A 20,229-nucleotide genomic window follows, 5' to 3' on the forward strand; every position below is an offset into this window, starting at 1 on the left:
ATGATGCGCAGATGAGCCGTGGATGAAGATCCTTTCATCCACCTCTCGGTCAGGCGCGCTTACGCCCTCTGACCGCCTTGATCGCCATCTGCACGGCGATCACCACGAGATATGCCGCGAACAGCATGTTGCCGAGGGTCGGATCGACGATCGTCGCCAGCCACGCCCCGAGCGCGGTCGTGGTGCACGCGGAGACGCCGATGAGCAGCGCGGCGAGCAGGTCGACATTGCGGTTGCGCAGATTCCCCACCGTGCCCGAGATCGCCGTCGGGATCATCATGAGCAGCGAGGTGCCCTTCGCGACGAGGTCGCTGGTGCCGAAGGCCAGCATCAGCACGGGGACGACGATGACGCCGCCACCCACCCCGATCAGACCGGCGAGGATGCCGGTGCCGATGCCGACGCCGACCAGGGCGATTCCGGTCAGCCAGGTGAGCTCGAACGCGGCGTCGCGCGAGGGGATGACGAGGAAGAGACTGACGATCACGACGAGGAGGAAGCCGACGAAGCCCCAGCGCAGGGCTGTCTGCGAGATGCGCGGCAGCAGGCGCGTACCGATCTGCGCGCCGAGCACGGCCCCGGCCGCCAGGATGATGGCGGGGATCCAGGCGACGGATCCGGTCGTGGCGTACGAGATGACGCCGACGCTCGCCGTCGGGACGATCGCCGCGAGCGAGGTTCCGGCCGCGAGGCGCTGGTCGAAGTGGAGCAGGAGAACCAGCAGCGGGACGATGACCGTGCCGCCGCCGACGCCGAAGAGGCCGGAGAGGAGACCGGCGAGAAGGCCGATCCCGATGAACGTGATGTAGGCGCGAGGCCCTCGTGCCCTGGCCTGTACGTCACTCACCGGATCAGCCTACTCCCGGCCTCCTCCCGTCCCGAACTCAGACCTCCGAGTCCGCCTTGATCGGCACGGCGATCGACTCGGTGAGCGCCTGCTCGTAGCGACGCTGCCGCCGACGCAACCACAGCCCACCGATGATCAGCAGAGCGAGCACCCCGTAGGCGATGGCTGCGAACGGCTGCATCACCAACGTGCTCAGGTCTCCCTGGCTCAGCTGCAACGCCTTGCGCAGCTGCTCCTCGGCCATCGGCCCCAGGATCATCCCGACCACCAGCGGCGCCACCGGGTATCCGTACCTGCGCATGAAGTATCCGAGGATGCCGACGATGAGCAGGATCAGGATGTCGATCGGGGAGCTGTGCAGGGCGTACGCCCCGAAGACGGCGAACAGCAGGATCCCCGCGTACAGGTACGGCCGCGGGATCTGCAGCAGCTTCACCCACATGCCCACGAGCGGCAGGTTGAGCACGATCAGGATGACGTTGCCGATGTACAGGCTCGCGATCAGCGCCCACACCAGGTTCGACTGGTTCTCGAACAGCAGGGGTCCCGGTTGGATGCCGTACGACTGGAACGCCGTGAGGATGATCGCCGCGGTCGCGGTCGTCGGCAGCCCGAGTGTGAGCAGAGGCACGAGCACACCGGCGGCAGCCGCGTTGTTCGCGGACTCCGGACCGGCGACGCCCTCGATGGCACCTCGTCCGAACTCCTCGCGGTGCTTCGACAGCTTGCGTTCGGTCGCGTACGAGAGGAACGTCGCGACGTCCGCACCGCCGGCGGGGATCGTGCCGATCGGGAAGCCGATCGCCGTTCCTCGCAGCCACGGCTTCCACGACCGGCGCCAGTCCGCCTTCGTCATCCACGAGCGCCAGCCCCGGGTGACGGGGATGACGTCGACGCCGCCGTGACGCAGCCGCGCGGCGATGTAGAACGTCTCCCCCACGGCGAACAGTCCGACCGCGACCAGCACGATGTCGACGCCGTCGGACAGCGCCGGGATCCCCAGCGTGTAGCGCTGCTGCCCCGAGAGCCAGTCGGTGCCGACGAGTCCGAGGAACAGCCCGACGCCGAGCGAGAGCATCCCCCGGGAGATCGAGCTGCCGATCAGCGCACCCACCGTGACGAACGCGATGACGATGAGGGCGACGTAGTCGGCCGGTCCGAGGTTCACCGCGAACTGTGCGAGCAGCGGCGCCAGCAGGGTCAACCCCAACGTGGCGAGCGTGCCGGCGATGAACGAGCCGATGGCCGCCGTGGCGAGTGCGGCTGCGCCCCGCCCCATCCTGGCCATCCTGTTGCCTTCGATCGCGGTGACGATCGACGCCGACTCCCCCGGGGTGTTGAGCAGGATGCTCGTCGTCGAGCCGCCGTACATGCCGCCGTAGTAGATGCCCGCGAAGGTGATCAGCGCCGCCGCAGGGTCCAGTGTGTACGTCAGGGGAAGCAGCAGGGCGACCGTCATGGCGGGGCCGATCCCCGGCAGCACGCCGACCGCGGTACCGACGAAGACGCCGAGGAAAGCGAAGGCGAGGTATTCGGGTTGCAGCGCCGTCGCGAAGCCTTCGAGGAGCAGCGTCCAGCTGTCCATCAGAACATCCTTCCGAGCCAGCCGAGGGCAGGACCCCACGGGAGCGAGAGACCGAGCAGGCCGCCGAAGGCGATCTGGATCACGACCGCGACGCCGATCCCGATCAGGAAGGCCATCCACCAGCGCTTCGCGGCGAGAGACCAGGCGACGCCGCCGAACAGGAGTGCGGCGGCCGGCGCCCAGCCGAGCGGCTCGATCAGCAGGAGGTGCGCGACCACCAGACCCACCAGCTTGGCGAGCGTCACCCAGTCGGTCGGCAGTGTGGTGTCGACGTCCTCCGCCTCCTCGGCGCCGCCGCGCTCACCGCGCAGCACGCCGATCAGCACGGCGACTGCAGAGGCGAGCAGGATGACGGACACGAAGATCGGGAACACGGTGGGGCCGGCCTTCATACCGACGGGGACATGGATCAGGAAGATGCCGACGACGGCGAAGACGCCGAGCGCGACCATGATGCCGGCGAACACGAGTTCGCCGAGGGCGACCCTCATGTCACTGCACCAGCCCGATGTTCTTCAGCGTCGCCGTGACCTCCTCGATGTTGCCCGTGAGGAACTCGTCGAACTCGTCCCCGACCAGGAAGGCGTCGGTCCAGCCCTTCGTCTCCAGCTGTTCGGTCCACGCCGCCGATTCGTGCAGCTCGGTGATGACGCGCACGAGCTCGTCCTTGGCGCCGTCGGAGATGCCCCCGGGGGCGATCACACCACGCCAGTTGGTGAGGACGACGTCGTACCCCTCTTCGGTGATGGTCGGGACGTCGGGGAGCTGTTCGACCGGCTCCTCGCTGGATACGGCGAGCGCCTTGAGCGCACCGCTCTCGACATGCTGGGCGAACTCGCCCACGCCCGAGATGCCCGCGGACACCTTGCCGCCGATCAGCAGCGGCACCGCCTCACCGCCACCGGAGTTGGGGGTGTAGTTGAGCTTCTCGGCGATCGCCGCTTCGTCGAGGCCCGCTTCTTCGAGCATGAGCCCGGCGAGGATGTGGTCGGCGCCGCCCGCCGACCCACCGGTGATCGTGACCGACTGCCCGTTGTCGACGATGTCCTCCACCAGGTCCTCGAGCGTGTCGTACTTCGAGTCGGCGGGGACCACCACGACGAGGGGCTCATCCGTGAGCCGGGCGATCGGTGTCGTGTCCTCGATGCGCACAGCCGAGGCGTTCGTCTCGACGGCCCCGACCATCACGAGGCCCATCACCATGAGCGTGTTCGGGTTCTTCTCGTTGGCCAGCTGCGCCAGGCCCACGGTGCCGCCGGCTCCACCGACGTTCGTGACGGGTGCAGAGCTGACGATGTCGTCCTCCGTGAGCACCTGGGACAGCGCACGACCGGTCTGGTCCCATCCGCCGCCCGGATCGGCCGGGACCACGATCGAGACGTCGGTGACCGCGGCGGCCTCGGCGTCCCCACCGCCGCCGTCGTCCGTCGGTGCGCTGCCTCCGGCGCAGGACGTGAGGGTGAGTGCGGCCACCGCCATGGCGGCCAGGACTCCGATGCGTGCGTGCTTCATGTGCGCTCCTCCTTGAGCGTTCGTGGTGCTGTGCGTCCACACTGAGAGCCGGAGAGCCCTCGCTCAAGCTTCGGAAACCATTGGTCGGAGTTTCGAAACTATTGGTCGAGGACAGTGCCGTCCCCCGCTCGCACGGTCCGCCGTCTGGGGCGACAATGGTCAGGTGGCCTCGAAGATGACGCTCCGCATGCAGCTGCTCGTGCTGCAGGCGCTGATCGTGTTCCTGGTGACCCTCGCGACCGGCATCGTCGCCGGGGCGTTCCAGGAGCAGGCGCTCCGCGAGGCCTACAAGGACCGGATGCAGGCCGTCGCCCAGTCGATCGCCGCCCTCCCCGCCGTCCTCGCCGCGTTCGACGACGTCGAGCCGTCGACGGCGATCCAGCCCATCGCCGAGGTCATCCGCGAGGCGTCCGATCTCGCCTACGTGGTGGTCGCCAACGAGGAGGGCATCCGCTACTCCCACCCGAATCCGGACCGCATCGGAGAGACCGTCTCCACCGACCCCTCCATCCCCCTCTCCGGCGAGGTGTACGTCGGCACGCAGACCGGAACGCTGGGCACGTCCTGGCGAGTCAAGGTGCCCATCCGCGACGACCATGACGAGGTGATCGGCACGGCGTCCGTCGGCATCCTCGAATCCGAGCTGAATGAGGAGTTCACGTCCAACCTCGCCTGGCTGATCTCCGCCATGCTCGCCGCGGCGGTTCTCGGGGTCTTCGGATCCGCGTGGGTCACCTCGGTCATCCGACGGCGCATCTACCGCCTCGAACCCCACCAGATCGCCGCACTCGTGAAGAATCAGGAGACGACGCTGCACGGCCTCAGCGAGGGCGTGATCACCGTCGACGACGAGGGCCGTATCACGCTCGTCAACGACGCAGCGGCGCGGTTCCTCGACCGCGATGCCGCCGAACTCGACGGCTCCCCCGCTGCCGACGTGCTCGGCGAAGAGCTGACCACGGTGCTGCGCGAGGGCGAGTCCGCCGGACGGCCGGTGATCGTCGGCTCCCACGTGCTGGTCGCCCGCAGCACCGGCAGCGAGGGCGAGGACGGCGGGATCGGGGCGACGCTGCTGCTGCGCGACCACACCGAGCTCCACGATGTCGTGCGCAGAGTCGAGGCGGCCGATGCGATCATCGCCTTCCGTCAGCGCTTCGGCATCCCCAAGGGGCTCAGCGCCGAGACGCTCGACCGGGTCTCCGCCGCCCTCGCTGCGCGTCCCGACGCATCCGCCACCGAGATCGGCGCGGATCTCGACATCTCGCGGGTGAGCGCACGACGCTACCTCGAGCATCTCGCGAGCTCCGGACGCGCGGTCCGCGCACTCGACTACGCCACGAAGGGTCGCCCCGGCACGCGCTACCGCATGAACGGGACGATCTGAATCTTCCCCTGGGACGCAGTGCCGTTGTATGCGACACTGGATCGCACTCGACGACGCCGTCAGCACACCCAGGATCGAAGGAGATCTCATGGTTCGCAGCACCTACCCCGATGTGGAGATCCCCGAGGTCTCCATCCACGAATTCCTCTTCGGAGGTCTCGGCGAGGAGGAGCTCGACACGATCGCTCTCGTCGACGGAGTGAGCGGGGCGACCACCACCTACCGACAGCTCGTAGGCCAGATCGATCTCTTCGCCGGTGCCCTCGCCGCCCGCGGAGTCGGAGTCGGGACCACGATCGGAGTCCTCTGCCCCAACGTCCCCGCGTTCGCCACGGTGTTCCACGGCATCCTCCGCGCCGGAGCGACCGCGACGACGATCAACTCCCTCTACACCGCAGAGGAGATCGCGAATCAGCTCACCGACGCCGGAGCGACGTGGCTCGTGACGGTGTCTCCGCTGCTGCCCGGTGCCTCTGCTGCCGCGGAGAAGCTCGGTTTCGCGGCCGACCACGTCATCGTGCTCGACGGCGCCGAGGGGCACCCGTCGCTTCCGGCGCTCCTGGGCGAAGGCCACCCGGCGCCGGACGTGTCGTTCGACCCGGCGACACACCTGGCCGTGCTGCCGTACTCCTCCGGCACGACCGGCCGCCCGAAGGGTGTCATGCTCACCCACCGCAACCTCGTCGCCAACGTGTCGCAATGCCGTCCGGTCCTGGGCGTCGAGGCGAGCGATCGCGTGCTGGCCGTGCTCCCCTTCTTCCACATCTACGGGATGACGGTGCTGCTCAACTTCGCGCTACGGCAGCGCGCGGGCCTCGTCACGATGCCCAGGTTCGACCTGCCGGAGTTCCTCCGCATCATCGCGGAACACCGGACGACCTGGGTGTTCGTCGCTCCCCCGATCGCGGTCGCGCTGGCGAAGCATCCGATCGTCGACCAGTACGACCTCTCCGCCGTGAAGGTGATCTTCTCCGGAGCCGCCCCGCTCGACGGGGCCCTGGCCTCGGCGGTGGCGAACCGGCTCGGCTGCACCGTCACGCAGGGCTACGGCATGACCGAGACGAGTCCGGCGGTGAACCTCATCTCCGAGACCCGTGACGACATCGATCGTTCCGCCATCGGCCCGCTCGTGCCCAACACCGAAGCACGCCTGGTCGATCCGGACTCCGGCGAGGACGTGGCCGTACCGGCCGAGGGTGCCAGCGAGCCGGGTGAGCTGTGGGTGCGCGGACCGCAGGTGATGGTCGGCTACCTCAACCGCCCCGACGCCACGGCCGAGATGCTCGACGCCGAGGGCTGGCTGCACACCGGAGACGTCGCGACCGTCACCCAGGACGGCATCTACCGCATCGTCGACCGGCTCAAGGAACTCATCAAATACAAGGGCTACCAGGTCGCCCCGGCCGTCCTCGAGGCGGTGCTGCTCGAGCATCCCGCCATCGCCGATGCTGCTGTCATCGGCGCGCTCGACGCCGACGGTCAGGAGGTCCCGAAGGCCTTCGTGGTTCGACAGCCGGACGCCGACCTCGATGCGGAGGCCGTGATGGCGCATGTCGCCGCCCACGTCGCGCCGCACGAGAAGGTGCGACAGGTCGAGTTCATCGAGGTGATCCCGAAGTCGAGCTCCGGAAAGATCCTCCGCAAGGATCTGCGTGCACGCTGACGCCGTGGTCGGCGCCCACCGGGCGCCGACCACGGTCAGTCCGCATCGAAGAGGTCGGCGTACGTCCCCAGGGACACCGGCTTGACGGGAAGCTGAGCGGCGAAGCGACCGGCTTCGGCAGCCGTTCCCCCGCGCGCCGCCGCGACAGCACCGGCCACGGTCGTCTCGCAGTACCGCCCCTGGCAGGGCCCCATGCCCGTCCGGCAGCTCAGCTTGACCGCATCCACGGTGTCGGCGTGCCGGTTCGCCTGCAGGAATCCGTCGATGTCCGATCGCGGGATCCCTTCGCACCGACAGACCGTCGTCGCCGGGGAGGCGAGCGCCGTGAGGCCGGGTCGCTCGGGCGCGAACATCCGCTGCACGACCGCGGCGAACCGTCGGGAGCGGCGCAGGTCCCGTTCGATCGCGCGAGCACGGAAGGCGTCGACGGGCCTGCCGAGACCAGCGGCGATCGCCGCCGCAGCCGCGGCCCCCTCCGCCCGTGACTGCTCGGCCCCGGAGACACCGGTGGGCTCGCCCGCGACGAAGACCCCGGGCAGGCCCGTCTCGAAGTTCCCGTCGACTTCCACCAGCCACCCGCCGGCAGCAGAGTCCCATCGCACCGGGCATCCGAGCTGACGCGCGAGCTCGGTGGAGGCCTGGAAACCGTACCCGAGGACGACGGTCCGCGCCGGGACCTCGCGTTCGGGCCCGCGCACGCGCCACGCCCGGTCGGCCCGCGCCAGTCGGATGCCGCTCACGCCAGCGTCGCCGACGATCGCCGTGGGGACCGTCGACGTCGTGATCCGGACGCCGTGCCGCACGAGGGTCAGCACGTTGCCTGCCAGCTCGGCCAGCAGGCGCACGTGCCCGGGCACGGCCGGAGCGGCGAGGAACAGCTCGCGCACGGAGGGCACTCCGCGGGCGAAGACCACCTCCGTCACCTCAGCCCCCGAACGGACCAGCTGGGCGGCCACGATCAGCATCAGCGGATGCGAACCCGCCAGCACGACCGGACCCGCTGCCCGCAAATGCTGTGCCTTCAGGAGTCCCTGCGCCGCACCGGCCATCAGCACGCCAGGCATCGTCCATCCGGGGATCGCCACCGGCATGTCGTAGGCGCCGGTGGCGACGAGCAGCCTCCGCGCCTGGGCGCGCCGTGAACGCTGAGGGCTCGTGACCAGCACCTCGAAATCGTCGCGCCCGGTCGAGCGCGCATCGAGCACGCCGAACACGGTCGACTCGAACCACCAGTCGATGCCGGTCGCCGCGGCGGCATCCGCGAGCAGATCCGCCGCCCAGGGATACCCGACCGGAGACCGCACCGGCTCATCGAACTCGGTCGGCGGCTGACGGAAGATCTGTCCCCCGGCGGCGCGCTGCTCGTCGATCACGAGCGTCCGAAGACCCTGCGCATGCGCCTGCAGGGCCGCGGCCAGACCGGCCGGTCCTGCCCCGACGATCGCTAGGTCATAGAGGTCGGCGCTCATGCGTCGGTCCGCACGTTCATGCCGTCGCGGACGGTGGTCAGACAGGTGCGCGTCATCGGCACGCCGTCGACCGTGATCGCGCACTCGAAGCAGGTGCCCATGTTGCACAGCGGGGCGCGCTGCTCGTCGCCCCGTCGAGCGAAGCACCGTTCGCCCTCGGCCAGCATGGCCGCCGCCACGGTCTCCCCCGCAGCGGCGAGCACGGACCGACCGTCCACGACGAAGGACACGTCCAGCCGCCGCGACACCGCGCGATCGGCGAGGGGCTGCTCGTTCATGCCATAACTCCGAATCTGTCCGGGGCGTAGGGTCGCAGGTCGATGTGGGGTGTGCGACCGGCGGCCAGGTCGCAGAGGGAACGGGCGAAGCTCGGCCCGAGCGTGAAGGCCGATCCGCCGGTGGCCACGAACATCCCCGGGCATCCGGGCACCTCTCCCACGAGGGGCAGCTGATCCGGCGTGACCGTCGTGGTCCCCGCCCAGGACCGCACGATGGGCAGCCGGGCTGTGCCCGGCACCACGCCGATCGCCGCGCGGGCGTTGCCCACGATGGACTCCGGGAGAAGGCGAGGACGCGTCTCCAGGTCCAGGGAGCCCGCGCGGCGGCTGAGTGCTGCCGGCCACCCCCCGCCGATCAGCACCGTGCCATCCTTCGTCTGCTTGAGCGAGAGCTTGGCGCCGGCGTGCTGGATCAGATGTCCGATGAAGGGCTCTACCGGCGCGCTCACGCTCATCATGAGAGCCAGCGGGATGGTCGGCAGGTCCGCCCCGGCGAGCGCACCCACCTCCGTCGTCCACACCCCCGCGGCGATCATCACCGTGTCGGCGTGGATGCTCAACGTCGAATCCGGACCGGCGGCGGTCACCTTCCAGCCGCGCGCGTCGCGCTCGAGCCCGGTCACACGGGTGTGCGTGCGGACTTCTGCGCCGAGCTTCACGGCACCACGCACCAAAGCAGGCCCCGCGGTGCGCGTCTCGGCCTTACCCTCGATCGGGCAGAAGGCGGCTGCGAGCACCGACTCCGACAGGTAGGGCGCGATGCGCAGCGCCTCATCACCGTCGAGGAGGGTGACATCCAGCCCCCACTCCTGCTCGAGACAGACCTTGCGTTCGAGCACCGCGACCTGCTCCGCTGTCTCCGCGAGCATGAAGCCGCCGCGCTGCACGACGCCGACCGATTCGCCCAGCTCATCTCCCAGCCGATTCCAGGCCTCGGCGGCGTCCAGATGCAGGGGCATGGCTGCGGCGGCGGTGCGCGCCGACTCCCACCCGTTCTCGACCATCCGATACTCGAGCTGGAAGTGCAGGCTGCCGGCGTTCTGGCCGGAAGCGTGCTGGTTCAACTGGTCTTTCTCCAGCAGCAGTACGGAGGCGCCCTCGCGTGCCAGCATCCAGGCCAGTGCCCCGCCGAGCAGGCCACCGCCGATGACGACCGCGTCGTACCGCATGCTCACGACAAGGGCACGGTCGCGATGCCGAGCCCCTCCAGCGTGGTGCGGACACGGTCGACCTGTTCGGTCGAGAGTTCGAGCAGGGGGCGGCGGACGAAACCGGCCGGAACGCCCTGCAGCCGAAGGGCGGTCTTCATGATCGCCTGCTGGTTCCCGAACTGCGCGCCGTAGTCCGGCCCGAACCAGCTGGTCATGACCACGCGATCACGAGCGCCGAGTTCGATCGCCCGCGCCCGATCCCCCGCGGCGAGCGCATCCCAGAAGCCGGGGTGGTCGTTGCCGAGCGGGGCTCCGGAGCCCATGAGACCGTCTCCGTGACCGAGCGTCGCGAGGTCGGCTCCGAGCGCGTTCGTCGGAACGCCGAAGTAGCGCACGCGATCCTCCACGAGATACATGGCGTCGAGGAACGCGCGGAAGTCGCCGGTGGAGTTCTTGATCGCCACGACGTTCTCGATGTCGGCCAGTTCGCTCAGGAGGTCCGGGCTCAGGTCGACGATGCAGCCGCGCGGCCAGTTGTACACGGTGACGGGGAGCGATGTGCCGTCGGAGACCTCCTGGTAGAAGGCCACGATCTCCTCGCGGGTGGGCACCATATAGGGCGGCGGCGTCACGAGGATGCCATCGAGCCCGGCCTCCTCCGCCGCGTGCGCGTGCCTGATCGCGTCGGCGGCCGTGAACGCATTGCAGCCGCCGATCACCCGCATGTCCGCGCGGAACCGGCCGCCGAGTGCGAACAGCTCTGCCCGTTCGGCCTCGGTCATGCTGAACCACTCCCCGGAGGTGCCGGCGAGGATGACGCCGTGCATCCCCTGCGCGGCCAGCCACTGCATCTGCCCTTCGAACGCGACGGGATCCAGCTCCCCCTCGCGCGTGAACGGGGTGGTGATCGCCGGGATGTACCCGTGCCAGTCGACGGTGTTGCGGTCCATCTGTCTCTCCTTGCTCCGACTCGTGCGACTCACTCGACCGGCATGTCCTGGGCGTGGTGGTGCACGATCCGCCATCCGTCGGCGTCACGACGCACCACATCCGTGACGCGCACGACCTCGACCAGCGGCTCGCCTGCCGCAGGGCGCACCTCGAGCACATACCGGATCACCCCGGTGTCGCCAAAGTTGCTCGTGACGATGCCGGTCGGCACGACGCTCGGCAGGGTCCGCCGGCGCTCTTCGGGGTCGGCGGCGGGCCCCCGCAGCTCGTCGAGTTCGGTGATGCCGTGCATGAGCGTCGGCCAGGGCGTCTCCCACACCGTCACGTCGTCGGCGAGGCGCGCATCGAACGCGGCACGGTCGGCGAGGTCCTGGTACAGGTCGACGATGAAGTGCTCGAGCTCGGCGGTGGTGGTCATGCGTGTTCCTTCGTCAGATCCTGCAGCAGACGCTCGCGCAGCGGCGCGAGCCCCATCGGTCCGAGCGCGAGTGCCCGGGAGTGGAAGCCGAGAGTGGATGCGGTGCTCGCCGCACGCGCCTCAGCCCAGAGCTTCGCGCCGACCTTGAACGCCAGGGCTTGGCCCGGCCAGCCGAGGTAGCGGTCCACCTCGAACCGCGCGGTCACGGGGTCGACGAGGCCGTAGTGCACCAGGAAGTCGCAGGCGATCGCCGGCGTCCACTCCGTCTGGTCGGTGACTTCGTTGCGCCGCAGCGGCCGACCGGTGTGCAGCCCGATGTCGGCGACGATGCGCACCGTGCGCCACAGCTGTCCGAGCAGCATCCCCAGCCGTTCCGGGGCATCGCGCAGCAGACCCAGCTCGTCCGATAGGGCCTCCGAGTAGTGCGCCCAGCCCTCGGCGTAGCCGTGGATCTCACACAGGTAGCGCTGCCAGGGATGCAGGGACGCATTGGCCCGGTTCACCGCGTGCTCGAGGTGGTGGCCGGGGACGCCCTCATGGTGGAGACTCGTGAGCTCCTGCCAGGTCGGCACCGATGTCGCTCCGGCGGGGATCGTCCAGACGATCTTGCTGCGCACCGAGCCGTCGGGGGCACCAGGCGTGTAGTAGACGACGCCTTTCGCGGCCCGCGGAACGACGATGTCGACATCTCGCACGTCCGCGGGCAGCGTGAAGGCCGTGCCGTCGACCCGATCCAGGGTCCAGTCCAGGCGATCACGCAACCAGCCGATGACAGCGTCCGCATCGACGCGGTGCCCGGGGTCCTGCGCGAGCGCGCGAGCGGCGACGGAAACGACTGCCGGCGAACCGGTGCCGAGGATCTCCCCCGCGACGCCGCGCGCCTGCCGCCACAGCCGATCGAGTTCTTGCCAGCCGTAGTCGTACACCTCGTCGAGGTCGAGCTCGGTGCCGAGGAAGCTCTGCGCGGTCGCGCGATAGACGCTCTCGCCGACGGCATCCTGCAGTGGTGCATGGGGCAGCAGTTCGTCGCGCAGCATCCGCTCGAACCCCGCCATCGCGTCGGTCGCAGCGAGTGCCGCACGATCCAGAGCGCTGCGGCGGGAGGTGGACAGGTCTGTCGCGCGGAGGGAGCGGAAGTAGTCGACCCCATCCGGATCGATCCAGCTCGCGATCTGATCCGCGACCTCGCGCACCTGCCGTTCCGCGGCGATGCCGGTGCCGATGAACTCGCCCCGCTCCCCCGCCGCGCGCGCCCATTTCAGGCGATCGTCGAGCTGGGTCAGCGCCCGGGGCACCGCCGACAGACGGGTGATGATCTCGTCGCCGGCGGCATCATCTGTGACGGTGACGTCGTCGAACGCCTCGCGCACCAGATGAACCGGGGTGGCCAGCGGTGCGAGCAGCCGCGCCGTGAAGCCGGTGTCGAACAGGGCGATGTCGCTGTCCATGCGCTCCCGAAGCGCCGCGTGCAACGCCGCATCCGCGGTCGTCGGCTCGATGTGCGCCAGGGCGTCGCGCGTGCGCGCGGCGAGCGCGCGGCGTTCGACCGCCCACTCGGCGCTCAGGTCGGGCAACCGATCCTGCGCGGTGGCACCCAGCGCCTGCGCGGCGGACGGCTCGTGGTCGGCGAGCGTCGCGACGTACTCGTCGGCGATGCGGGCGGTCGGGGTGCTCGCGGTCGGGGTGTTCACCGTCCGGCCCGGTCGTCCCGCAGCACGGCGCCGCCCTGCATGACCCAGTCGATTCCGCGCAGCGCAGCCACATCCGCTGTCGGATCCGTGTCTGTGGCGATCAAGTCCGCTCGCGCACCGACCTCGACGACGCCGAGGTCGTCAGCTCCGAGCAGCTCCGCCGCGTACGAGGTGGCCGAGCGCATGACGTCCAGCGAGGTCATGCCCGCGTCGACCATGAACTCCATCTCGCGCACCGTCGCGGTCGTGCCGTCGAAGTCCGCGGCGGGCGGCATGTCGGTGCCCATGGCGATGCGCACCCCGCTCGCGATTGCGTTCTCGAGGCTCTCCCAGTGACGCGGACCCGCCCCGAGCGCCCGCTCCTTCATCCAGGTGGGCACGCCCTGCGCGTCGAAGAACTCCTCGCACCGGCTGACCGTGATGGTCGGCACGTACCAGACGCCGCGCTCACTCATCAGGTCGGTGACCTCGCGGGTGAGCTCGTAGCCGTGCTCGACGCAGTCCAGGCCGAGTTCGATGGCGCGCCGCAGCGTCTCGGACGGCCCGACGTGCGCGGTGACCTTGCGGCCCCAGTCATGCGCGGTCTGGATGACGGCGGCCATCTCGTCGTCGGTCAGCTGCGGAGTGTCGATCTGCTCGTGCTCCCCCGCGATCCCACCCGAGATGCAGACCTTGATCAGGTCGGCGCCGTGACGGATCTGCAGGCGCGTCAGTCTGCGCAAGTCGTCGGCGCCGTCGCCCTCCAGCGCGTCGGACTCCCAGCCGTGCCCACCGGTGCAGCACAGTGCGTGTCCGGCGGTGTACAGCCGTGGGCCCGCTATGATCCCGGCTTCGATACCGCGGCGCAGGGCGAAGTCGAGGTAGCGACTCTCGCCGACCAGCCGCGCAGTGGTGACGCCGGCATGCAGGGTGCGTCGGGCGCTGTCGGCCATCACCAGCAGCAGGTCGGTGTCGCCCTTGGAGGCGATCTCCGCCCCGGCGGTCCCGGGCAGCGCGAGCCCCAGGTGCACGTGCATGTTGATCAGCCCCGGGCTGAGGATCCGGCCGGCCAGGTCGATGACCCGTGCGTCGCCGGCGTCGAGGGTGCCGGTGGCGCCGAGTCCCGCGATCACTCCGTCGGCGTCGACGAGGATGTCGAGCCCGTCCCGCAGGTACTCGGAGCGCCCGTCGAAGATGCGGGCTCCGGTGAGGAGGACGCGGCGGTCCTCGGCGATGGTGATCATGCTTCTCCTCCCGTGGCGGGGGCCGCGACGGCCTCCGCGAGGTCTTCTTCTCTGCCCGGCAGCCGCTTCGTCGGGCCGATCTCCGGGATGGCATCGATGAGGCGCTGCGTGTAGGGGTGCGCTGCGTGCTGCCACAGCTGTTCGCTGGGCCCGCGCTCGATGATCTCACCCGCGTACATCACGGCGGTCTCGTCGGCGATGGCCCGCACCAACGACAGGTCGTGCGAGATGAACAGCATCGCCATGCCGAGTTCGCGAACGAGTCCCTGCAGCAGCTCGACGATCTGCGCCGACGAGAAGGCATCGAGGGCCGTGACCGGCTCATCGGCGACGACCACGCTGGGCTGGGCGGCGAGCGCACGGGCGATCGCGAGCCGTTGCCGCTGACCACCCGAGAACTGGGTGGGGTAGCGAGAGGCGGCCGACTCGTCGAGTCCGACCAGTCGCAGCAGTCGCGAAACCTCGGCAGCACGGGCAGATCGTTCGAGCGCATCGGGAGCGCCATCCAGCAGCTGCGCTCCGATCGAGCGACGTGGACTCAGCGAGGCGTACGGGTTCTGGAACACCATCTGCAACCCGCGGTCGCGGCTAGGGCGGCGGCGCATCGTGAGTGGATGCAACGGCTCGCCGTCGAAGCGCACCGTGCCGGAGGTCGGACGGTCGATCCCCACCGCGACCCGGGCAAGCGACGACTTTCCGCATCCCGACTCCCCCACGAGCCCGACGATCTGGCCGCGTTCGACGGTCAGCGAGACGCCCTTCACCGCGTGTACGGGCGGGGCGCCGCGTCGGCGGTGCGTGACGACGACGTCGTCGATCTCCAACGCGCTCATCGTGCGCCTCCTCGGTGGGTGCGCTGCGCGGCGAGCGACTGCGCTCTGGATGCGATCAGCGCGCGGGTGTACTCGTGCGACGGGGTGTTGAGGATCTCGTTCGTCGGACCGTGCTCAACGACGGTGCCGTCCTTGAAGATGTAGGTGCGGTCGGCGATCGCGCTCATCACCCCGAGGTCGTGCGTGATGAACAGCATCGACACTCCCGTCTCGCGCGCCAGGCGGTCGAACAGGCGGAGGATGCCGGCCTGCACCGTGACGTCGAGAGCGGTGGTGGGTTCGTCGGCGATCAGCAGGCGGGGCTCGCACGCGAGAGCGATCGCGATGGCCGCGCGCTGGCGCATGCCTCCGGAGAACTGGTGCGGGTACGCCGTGATCGCCTGGTGCGGGTCACGGATGCGCACGAGATCGAGCAGCTCGATCGCTCGCGCCTGTGCCTGCTTCAGGCTCACGCCGGTGTGGTGGATGAGGTGCTCGGTGATCTGTGTGCCGATCCGCAGCAGGGGGTGCAGTGCGGCGGTCGGATCCTGGAACACGATCGAGATGCGGTTGCCGCGCACCTCGTTGAGCTCCGGGGTGCTGAGGGTCAGCAGATCCCGCCCTTCAAACAGCACCCGGCCGGAGGCGGTCGCGCCCTCGGGGAGGATGCCCATGACCGCCGAGGCCGTCATACTCTTTCCCGAGCCGCTCTCGCCAGCGAGGCCGACGACCTCTCCCTGGCCGATCCGGATGCTCGTATCGTGCACGAGCTCGATCTCGCCGTCCGGCGTCGGCATGACGACGGAGAGGTCCTCGATCGAGAGCAGCGTCGCGGCGCTCATCACTTCCTCGCATTCCGTGAGCGGGGATCCAGGTAGTCCTGGACCGCGTCTCCCAGCAGGTTGAAGGCCATCACGATCGTGAGGATCGCGAGACCGGGGAACAGGCTGATCCACCAGTTCCCGAGGTTCTGCGAGCCGAGGGCGATCATCGCGCCCCATTCCGCAGCCGGGGGCCGGGGGCCGAGGCCGAGGAACGAGAGCGCGGCGAGCATGAGGATGGCATTGCCGAGCTCGATCGTCGCCATCACGAGCGCGGGGCCGGCGCTGTTGGGGATGACGTCCTTGACGATGGACTTCAGGGTCGTCGACCCGAGCAGTCGTCCGGAGAAGACGTATTCCTGTTCGCGCACGCTGAGCACCGAGCTGCGGATGATCCGCGCGTACAGCGGCCAGGAGACGATCACGAGGGCGAGCACGGCGTTTCCGACGCTCGGCCCGAAGGCCGCGGCGACCGCCATGGCGAGGATGATCTGCGGGAACGCGAGCACGAGGTCGGCCACGCGCATCAGCACGTTGTCCGCCGCCTTGCCGAAGTACCCGGCCGCGAGGCCGACGGCCCCGCCGACGAGCAGCGAGAACACGACGATCGCGAGGGCTAGCGGCAGCGAGAGCTGGGCACCGTAGATCACTCGACTCAGCACGTCGCGACCGAGGTCGTCCGTCCCCATCCAGTGCGCGGCCGACGGTGCGTCCAGGAACGGTCCGCTCGTCTCGAGCGGGTCGAACGGCGCGATGATCGGGGCGAGGAGCGCCGCGAGGATCCACGCGGCGATCACGCCGAAGGAGATCACCGTCACCGGCGTCCAGAACGAGGTGCGCGGTGTGAACCGGCGGCTGCGACGGAATCCGCGACGCCGCGGCTCCTTCGCGACGGCGAGCGTGTCCGAGGACAGGATGGTCATTTCGCTCCGATCCGGGGGTCCACGATCGTGTACAGCACGTCGACGAGGAGGTTGATCAGGGTGTAGACGACGGCGATGAACAGCGTCACACCGAGGATCGCCTGCAGATCGAGCGAGAGGGCGCTCTTGTAGGCGTACTGCCCGAGTCCCGGCCACGAGAGCACCTGCTCGACGAGCACGGCGCCACCGAGCAGGGAGGCGAACATCAGCCCGGTCACCGTGAGCACTGGAAGCAGTCCCGCTTTGAAGACGTGGCGCCAGGTGATCGTCCGCGCCGGGAGTCCCTTCGCGGTGGCGGCGCGGATGTACTCGGCGTCCAGCACCTCGATCATGGCGGAGCGCACGAAGCGCAGCAGGCCCGAGACGGTGAGCGCGGCGAGGATGCCGACGGGGAGGACGAGGTGCCAGACGGCGTCGGCGAACACGTCCCACTGCCCGGCGAACACGGCGTCCAGCGTGTACATACCGGTGACGGTGGGCGGTGGGTCGTACTCATTGCTGAGGCGCCCGCCGTTGGGGACGAGCCCGAGGGCGTAGAAGAAGACGTACAGCGCGACGAGCGCGAGCCAGAACGGCGGGGTGGAGAGCCCGATGAGGGACACGCCGCGGATGCCTCCGTCGATGGCCGAACCCTTGCGGGTGGCGGCGATCATGCCCAGCGCGACGGCGATGACGATCGCGAGGATCATGGCGGGCAACGCCACCTCGAGCGTCGCGGGGATGTACTGCGCGAGGTCCTGGGTGATCGGGCGGTGGGTCTGCTGCGAGATACCGAGATCCCCCTGGAAGAGGTTCGCGATGTAGCGGCCGTACTGCACCCAGATGGGCTGGTCCAGCCCCCATTTCTGCTCGAACGCGGCACGCAGGTCGGGGTCGTCGTAGGCCTGCTGCGACAGGTTCGCGGCGGCCGGGTCCCCGGGGACGATGGTCATGAGCGCGAAGGTCACGACGGTGACCCCCCAGAGGAGGATGATCGCGCTGATCAGCCGGCGGCCGATCATCTGCAGGAGGGCTGGCATTGCTCGTTCGCCTTCGGTGAGGTGGTGAGAACCGGAGGTCGGCCGCCCGACAGGAGGGACAGGCGGCCGACCGCGGCGGACTACTTCGCGGAGATGGCCGCGAGGTCGACCGTCCAGCCTGCCGGCGTGTACGACGCACCGACCAGGTTCGAAGTGGCGACGACGATGCCGGCGTTGTTCGCGAGGACCACGAAGGGCGAAGTCTCGTTCATGACCTTCTGCCAGGCGATCATCGCCTCGGCACGGCCTTCCGGCGTCACCTCGGCGTTCACGGCGTCGCTGGCCTCGACCGCGCGCGGATCTGCCCGCTCCACGGTCCATCCCGCACGGGTCGAGGTCGAGGCGCCGGGTGCCATGTTGTTCACGAGCGAGTCCGCGGCCGGGTAGTTCAGGCTGTTCGGCGAGAAGTTGATCTCGTTCTTGCCCTCGGACTGCGACTGCAGGAAGACGTTGATCGGCTCGGGCTGGAGTTCGATCTCGATGCCTGCCTTCTTCGCGTCCTGCTGCACCTTCGTGACGATGGTGCCGAGGTCGACGCCACGATAGGTGATCGCCGGGTACACGAGGTTCACCTTCGGTGCGGGGATGCCCGCCTCCTCGAGCAGCGACTTCGCCTTCTCGATGTCCTGCGGCTGCACCTCGGACTCGTCGAGCGCGCCGCCGAATGCGGGCGGGACGAGCCCGGCCGCGGCCGTCGCGCCCTCGCCGAAGATCTCGGCGATTCCCGCACCGTCGACGCTGGCACGCAGCGCCGCGAGGAACGCCGGGTTGGAGGTGATCTCCGAGACGGCGGGATCCTGGTTCACGCTGAGGAAGTAGGAAGTGTCGGCGACCCCGGAGACCTGGAGGTCGTCGGAGAGCTCGGCCGCCTGTGGACCGGAGAGATCCAGGGCGATCTCGTCTGCCTTGGCGCGCGAGATCGTGAGCTTCTGGTTCTGCACGTCGACGTTCTGCACGACCACACGCGAGTAGGCCGGGGCGTCGCCCCAGTAGTCCTCGTTCACCTCGAGCACGACCTTCGAACTCGAGTCGTAGCTCTTGATCTTGTACGGGCCGGAACCGAGGCTGACCTCGTCGAGCTGCGTGCCGATCGTGTCCGCGGAGGCTGCATCGGCCGCGTCGGTCGCGCCGAGCTTCTCTGCCTCCTCGGCGTTCAGAATGCTCGCCGCGGGCATCGCGAGGACGACCGGGACGTTCGGGTTCGGGGTCGGGCTGGTCACGACGACAGTGTCGTCACCGTCCGCGGCGAAGGTCAGCCCCTCGACGGTCTGGGAGGAGGACCCCTTGAGGTTCTGCAGGCGCGTGAGGCTGAACACGACATCCTCCGCGGTCACCGCGGAGCCGTCGGCGAACGTGGCGTCCGGGTTCAACGTGAAGGTCCAGGTCGTGCCGTCGTCGGACTGCGCCCACTCGCTGGCGAGCTCCGGCACGACAGTGGTGACGTCGGAGCCCTCGTAAGTCACGAGCGTGTCGTACAGCGCGTGCACGATGATGTTGCCGGTCTGTTCGTAGACGAGTCCCGGGTCGAGGGTCTTCAGCACGAACGAGGTGTCGACCGTGAGGGTCCCACCGCCGCCCGAGGCTGCATTGTTCGATGAAGCTGAACAACCGGCGAGCACGAGTGCGGCGACGGCGAGAGATGAGGCCAGTGCGAGGGGTTTCGCGAAGGATGAAGTCATCGTCGATCTTCCTGTGATCAAGGGGCAGGACGCAGTAGAGTTCTGGGAAGTTGATCCGGTTGCTCGCGCGTTCGGGGGAACGGATTTCAATCTGATCGAGATTTTCAATCCGATTAAAAGATACAATCACATTGAAATCGAAGATGCAACAGTCATCCGTTCGATCGAAAGGATCGATGAATCACGTGCTCGGCGAACGCCTCAAATCCCTCAGGGCCGCGAAGGGTCTCACCCTGCGGCAGCTCTCCGACCTGTCCGGCCTCTCGGTCAGCATGCTCAGCCAGATCGAGAGCGGCTCGGCCGACCCGAGTCTCGGTTCGCTGCGCAAGCTCGCCCAGGTGTTCGAAGCCTCGATCGCCACGCTGTTCAGCGATCCGGATGCCCCCAACGTTTCCGTCAGCCGGCCGGGCGCCCGGCATCGACTCAGCGGATCCGACGCGGGCTTCGTCTACGAGCGCCTGACCCCGGGACGCGGCGACCTCGAAGTCCTCACCGCCGACATCCCCCCGGGGGCCGCGAGCTCCGCACACCCCTGGGCCCACCCGTCGACCGAGTGCGTCTTCGTCATCAGCGGGGAACTCACCGTCGAGATCGCGGGGCAGACGTACATCATCGTAGGAAGCGAGTCGATCACCTTCGACTCCCGCCAGCCGCATCGCTACATGAACGCCAGTGACGCGATGACCTCGATCGTCGTCTCGGTCACTCCGCCATCGCCGTGATATGACCCCGACGCGGCCCACGGCCCGGCAAACGAAGAAGCCCGCCACCCCGAATGGGGCGGCGGGCTTCTTCGTGAGCGA

At 69.1% G+C, this 20,229-nt stretch carries 19 protein-coding genes; 3 read left to right on the plus strand and 16 right to left on the minus strand.

Annotation, left to right across the window (positions count from 1 at the left end; genetic code table 11):
- Positions 1 to 49 precede the first annotated feature (49 nt).
- From E0W80_RS10060 to E0W80_RS10075, 4 genes are read right to left on the minus strand one after another with little or no spacing between them, the layout of a single operon-like run.
- Positions 50 to 847: a sulfite exporter TauE/SafE family protein gene (locus tag E0W80_RS10060; protein WP_047524847.1), complete on the minus strand. Its 798-nt coding sequence runs from the start codon at positions 845 to 847 to the stop codon at positions 50 to 52.
- Positions 848 to 884: 37 nt separating this feature from the next.
- Positions 885 to 2,432 carry a tripartite tricarboxylate transporter permease gene (locus tag E0W80_RS10065; RefSeq protein ID WP_131492348.1) on the minus strand — a complete coding sequence of 516 codons (1,548 nt, stop codon included), beginning with the start codon at positions 2,430 to 2,432 and terminating at the stop codon, positions 885 to 887.
- Positions 2,432 to 2,923 carry a tripartite tricarboxylate transporter TctB family protein gene (locus tag E0W80_RS10070; protein WP_131492349.1) on the minus strand — a complete coding sequence of 164 codons (492 nt, stop codon included), beginning with the start codon at positions 2,921 to 2,923 and terminating at the stop codon, positions 2,432 to 2,434. The genes E0W80_RS10065 and E0W80_RS10070 overlap by 1 nt, the downstream gene beginning before the upstream one ends.
- 1 nt (position 2,924) lies before the next feature.
- The gene (locus E0W80_RS10075; RefSeq protein WP_131492350.1) at positions 2,925 to 3,944 is read right to left on the minus strand and encodes a tripartite tricarboxylate transporter substrate-binding protein; all 1,020 of its coding nucleotides are present in this window, start codon (positions 3,942 to 3,944) and stop codon (positions 2,925 to 2,927) included.
- Positions 3,945 to 4,107: 163 nt separating this feature from the next.
- Here E0W80_RS10075 and E0W80_RS10080 point away from each other — a divergent pair, with 163 nt between their 5' ends.
- The gene (locus E0W80_RS10080) at positions 4,108 to 5,328 is read left to right on the plus strand and encodes a PAS domain-containing protein (protein ID WP_131492351.1); all 1,221 of its coding nucleotides are present in this window, start codon (positions 4,108 to 4,110) and stop codon (positions 5,326 to 5,328) included.
- Between the two features lie 88 nt (positions 5,329 to 5,416).
- Positions 5,417 to 6,991 (plus strand): AMP-binding protein, encoded by a 1,575-nt coding sequence (locus E0W80_RS10085; RefSeq protein ID WP_131492352.1) that lies wholly within the window; start codon positions 5,417 to 5,419, stop codon positions 6,989 to 6,991.
- A gap of 35 nt (positions 6,992 to 7,026) precedes the next feature.
- Here the strand turns inward: E0W80_RS10085 and E0W80_RS10090 are convergent, their stop codons facing one another.
- From E0W80_RS10090 to E0W80_RS10145, 12 genes are all read right to left on the minus strand, one after another.
- Positions 7,027 to 8,460, minus strand: a complete 1,434-nt coding sequence (locus tag E0W80_RS10090) for an FAD-dependent oxidoreductase (RefSeq protein WP_131492353.1) — start codon at positions 8,458 to 8,460, stop codon at positions 7,027 to 7,029.
- Positions 8,457 to 8,738, minus strand: a complete 282-nt coding sequence (locus tag E0W80_RS10095) for a 2Fe-2S iron-sulfur cluster-binding protein (RefSeq protein WP_131492354.1) — start codon at positions 8,736 to 8,738, stop codon at positions 8,457 to 8,459. The genes E0W80_RS10090 and E0W80_RS10095 overlap by 4 nt, the downstream gene beginning before the upstream one ends.
- A complete protein-coding gene (locus E0W80_RS10100; RefSeq protein WP_227992030.1) occupies positions 8,735 to 9,907 on the minus strand; it encodes an FAD-binding oxidoreductase in 1,173 nt (390 codons plus the stop codon). The genes E0W80_RS10095 and E0W80_RS10100 overlap by 4 nt, the downstream gene beginning before the upstream one ends.
- A 2-nt stretch (positions 9,908 to 9,909) precedes the next feature.
- Positions 9,910 to 10,839: a dihydrodipicolinate synthase family protein gene (locus tag E0W80_RS10105; protein WP_131492356.1), complete on the minus strand. Its 930-nt coding sequence runs from the start codon at positions 10,837 to 10,839 to the stop codon at positions 9,910 to 9,912.
- Positions 10,840 to 10,868: 29 nt separating this feature from the next.
- On the minus strand, positions 10,869 to 11,258 hold the full coding sequence (locus tag E0W80_RS10110) for a nuclear transport factor 2 family protein (protein ID WP_131492357.1): 390 nt from the start codon (positions 11,256 to 11,258) through the stop codon (positions 10,869 to 10,871).
- Positions 11,255 to 12,949, minus strand: a complete 1,695-nt coding sequence (locus tag E0W80_RS10115) for a DUF885 domain-containing protein (RefSeq protein ID WP_131492358.1) — start codon at positions 12,947 to 12,949, stop codon at positions 11,255 to 11,257. The genes E0W80_RS10110 and E0W80_RS10115 overlap by 4 nt, the downstream gene beginning before the upstream one ends.
- Complete coding sequence (locus tag E0W80_RS10120; RefSeq protein ID WP_131492359.1) at positions 12,946 to 14,172, minus strand: amidohydrolase family protein; 1,227 nt, start codon at positions 14,170 to 14,172, stop codon at positions 12,946 to 12,948. Before E0W80_RS10120 ends, E0W80_RS10115 begins: the two co-directional genes overlap by 4 nt.
- Positions 14,169 to 15,005 carry an ABC transporter ATP-binding protein gene (locus E0W80_RS10125; protein ID WP_131492360.1) on the minus strand — a complete coding sequence of 279 codons (837 nt, stop codon included), beginning with the start codon at positions 15,003 to 15,005 and terminating at the stop codon, positions 14,169 to 14,171. The genes E0W80_RS10120 and E0W80_RS10125 overlap by 4 nt, the downstream gene beginning before the upstream one ends.
- Positions 15,002 to 15,826 carry an ABC transporter ATP-binding protein gene (locus E0W80_RS10130; protein WP_131492361.1) on the minus strand — a complete coding sequence of 275 codons (825 nt, stop codon included), beginning with the start codon at positions 15,824 to 15,826 and terminating at the stop codon, positions 15,002 to 15,004. Before E0W80_RS10130 ends, E0W80_RS10125 begins: the two co-directional genes overlap by 4 nt.
- Complete coding sequence (locus tag E0W80_RS10135; protein ID WP_131492362.1) at positions 15,826 to 16,728, minus strand: ABC transporter permease; 903 nt, start codon at positions 16,726 to 16,728, stop codon at positions 15,826 to 15,828. Before E0W80_RS10135 ends, E0W80_RS10130 begins: the two co-directional genes overlap by 1 nt.
- On the minus strand, positions 16,725 to 17,747 hold the full coding sequence (locus E0W80_RS10140) for an ABC transporter permease (RefSeq protein WP_131492363.1): 1,023 nt from the start codon (positions 17,745 to 17,747) through the stop codon (positions 16,725 to 16,727). Before E0W80_RS10140 ends, E0W80_RS10135 begins: the two co-directional genes overlap by 4 nt.
- Positions 17,748 to 17,827: 80 nt before the next feature.
- A complete protein-coding gene (locus tag E0W80_RS10145; protein ID WP_131492364.1) occupies positions 17,828 to 19,426 on the minus strand; it encodes an ABC transporter substrate-binding protein in 1,599 nt (532 codons plus the stop codon).
- A gap of 176 nt (positions 19,427 to 19,602) precedes the next feature.
- On the opposite strand from E0W80_RS10145, the gene E0W80_RS10150 reads away from it, so the two are divergent.
- The gene (locus E0W80_RS10150; RefSeq protein ID WP_205802331.1) at positions 19,603 to 20,148 is read left to right on the plus strand and encodes an XRE family transcriptional regulator; all 546 of its coding nucleotides are present in this window, start codon (positions 19,603 to 19,605) and stop codon (positions 20,146 to 20,148) included.
- The last annotated feature ends 81 nt before the right edge of the window (positions 20,149 to 20,229 follow it).

The sequence above is a fragment of the Microbacterium sp. PI-1 genome, assembly GCF_004337555.1.
Taxonomy (GTDB): Bacteria; Actinomycetota; Actinomycetes; order Actinomycetales; family Microbacteriaceae; genus Microbacterium; species Microbacterium aurugineum.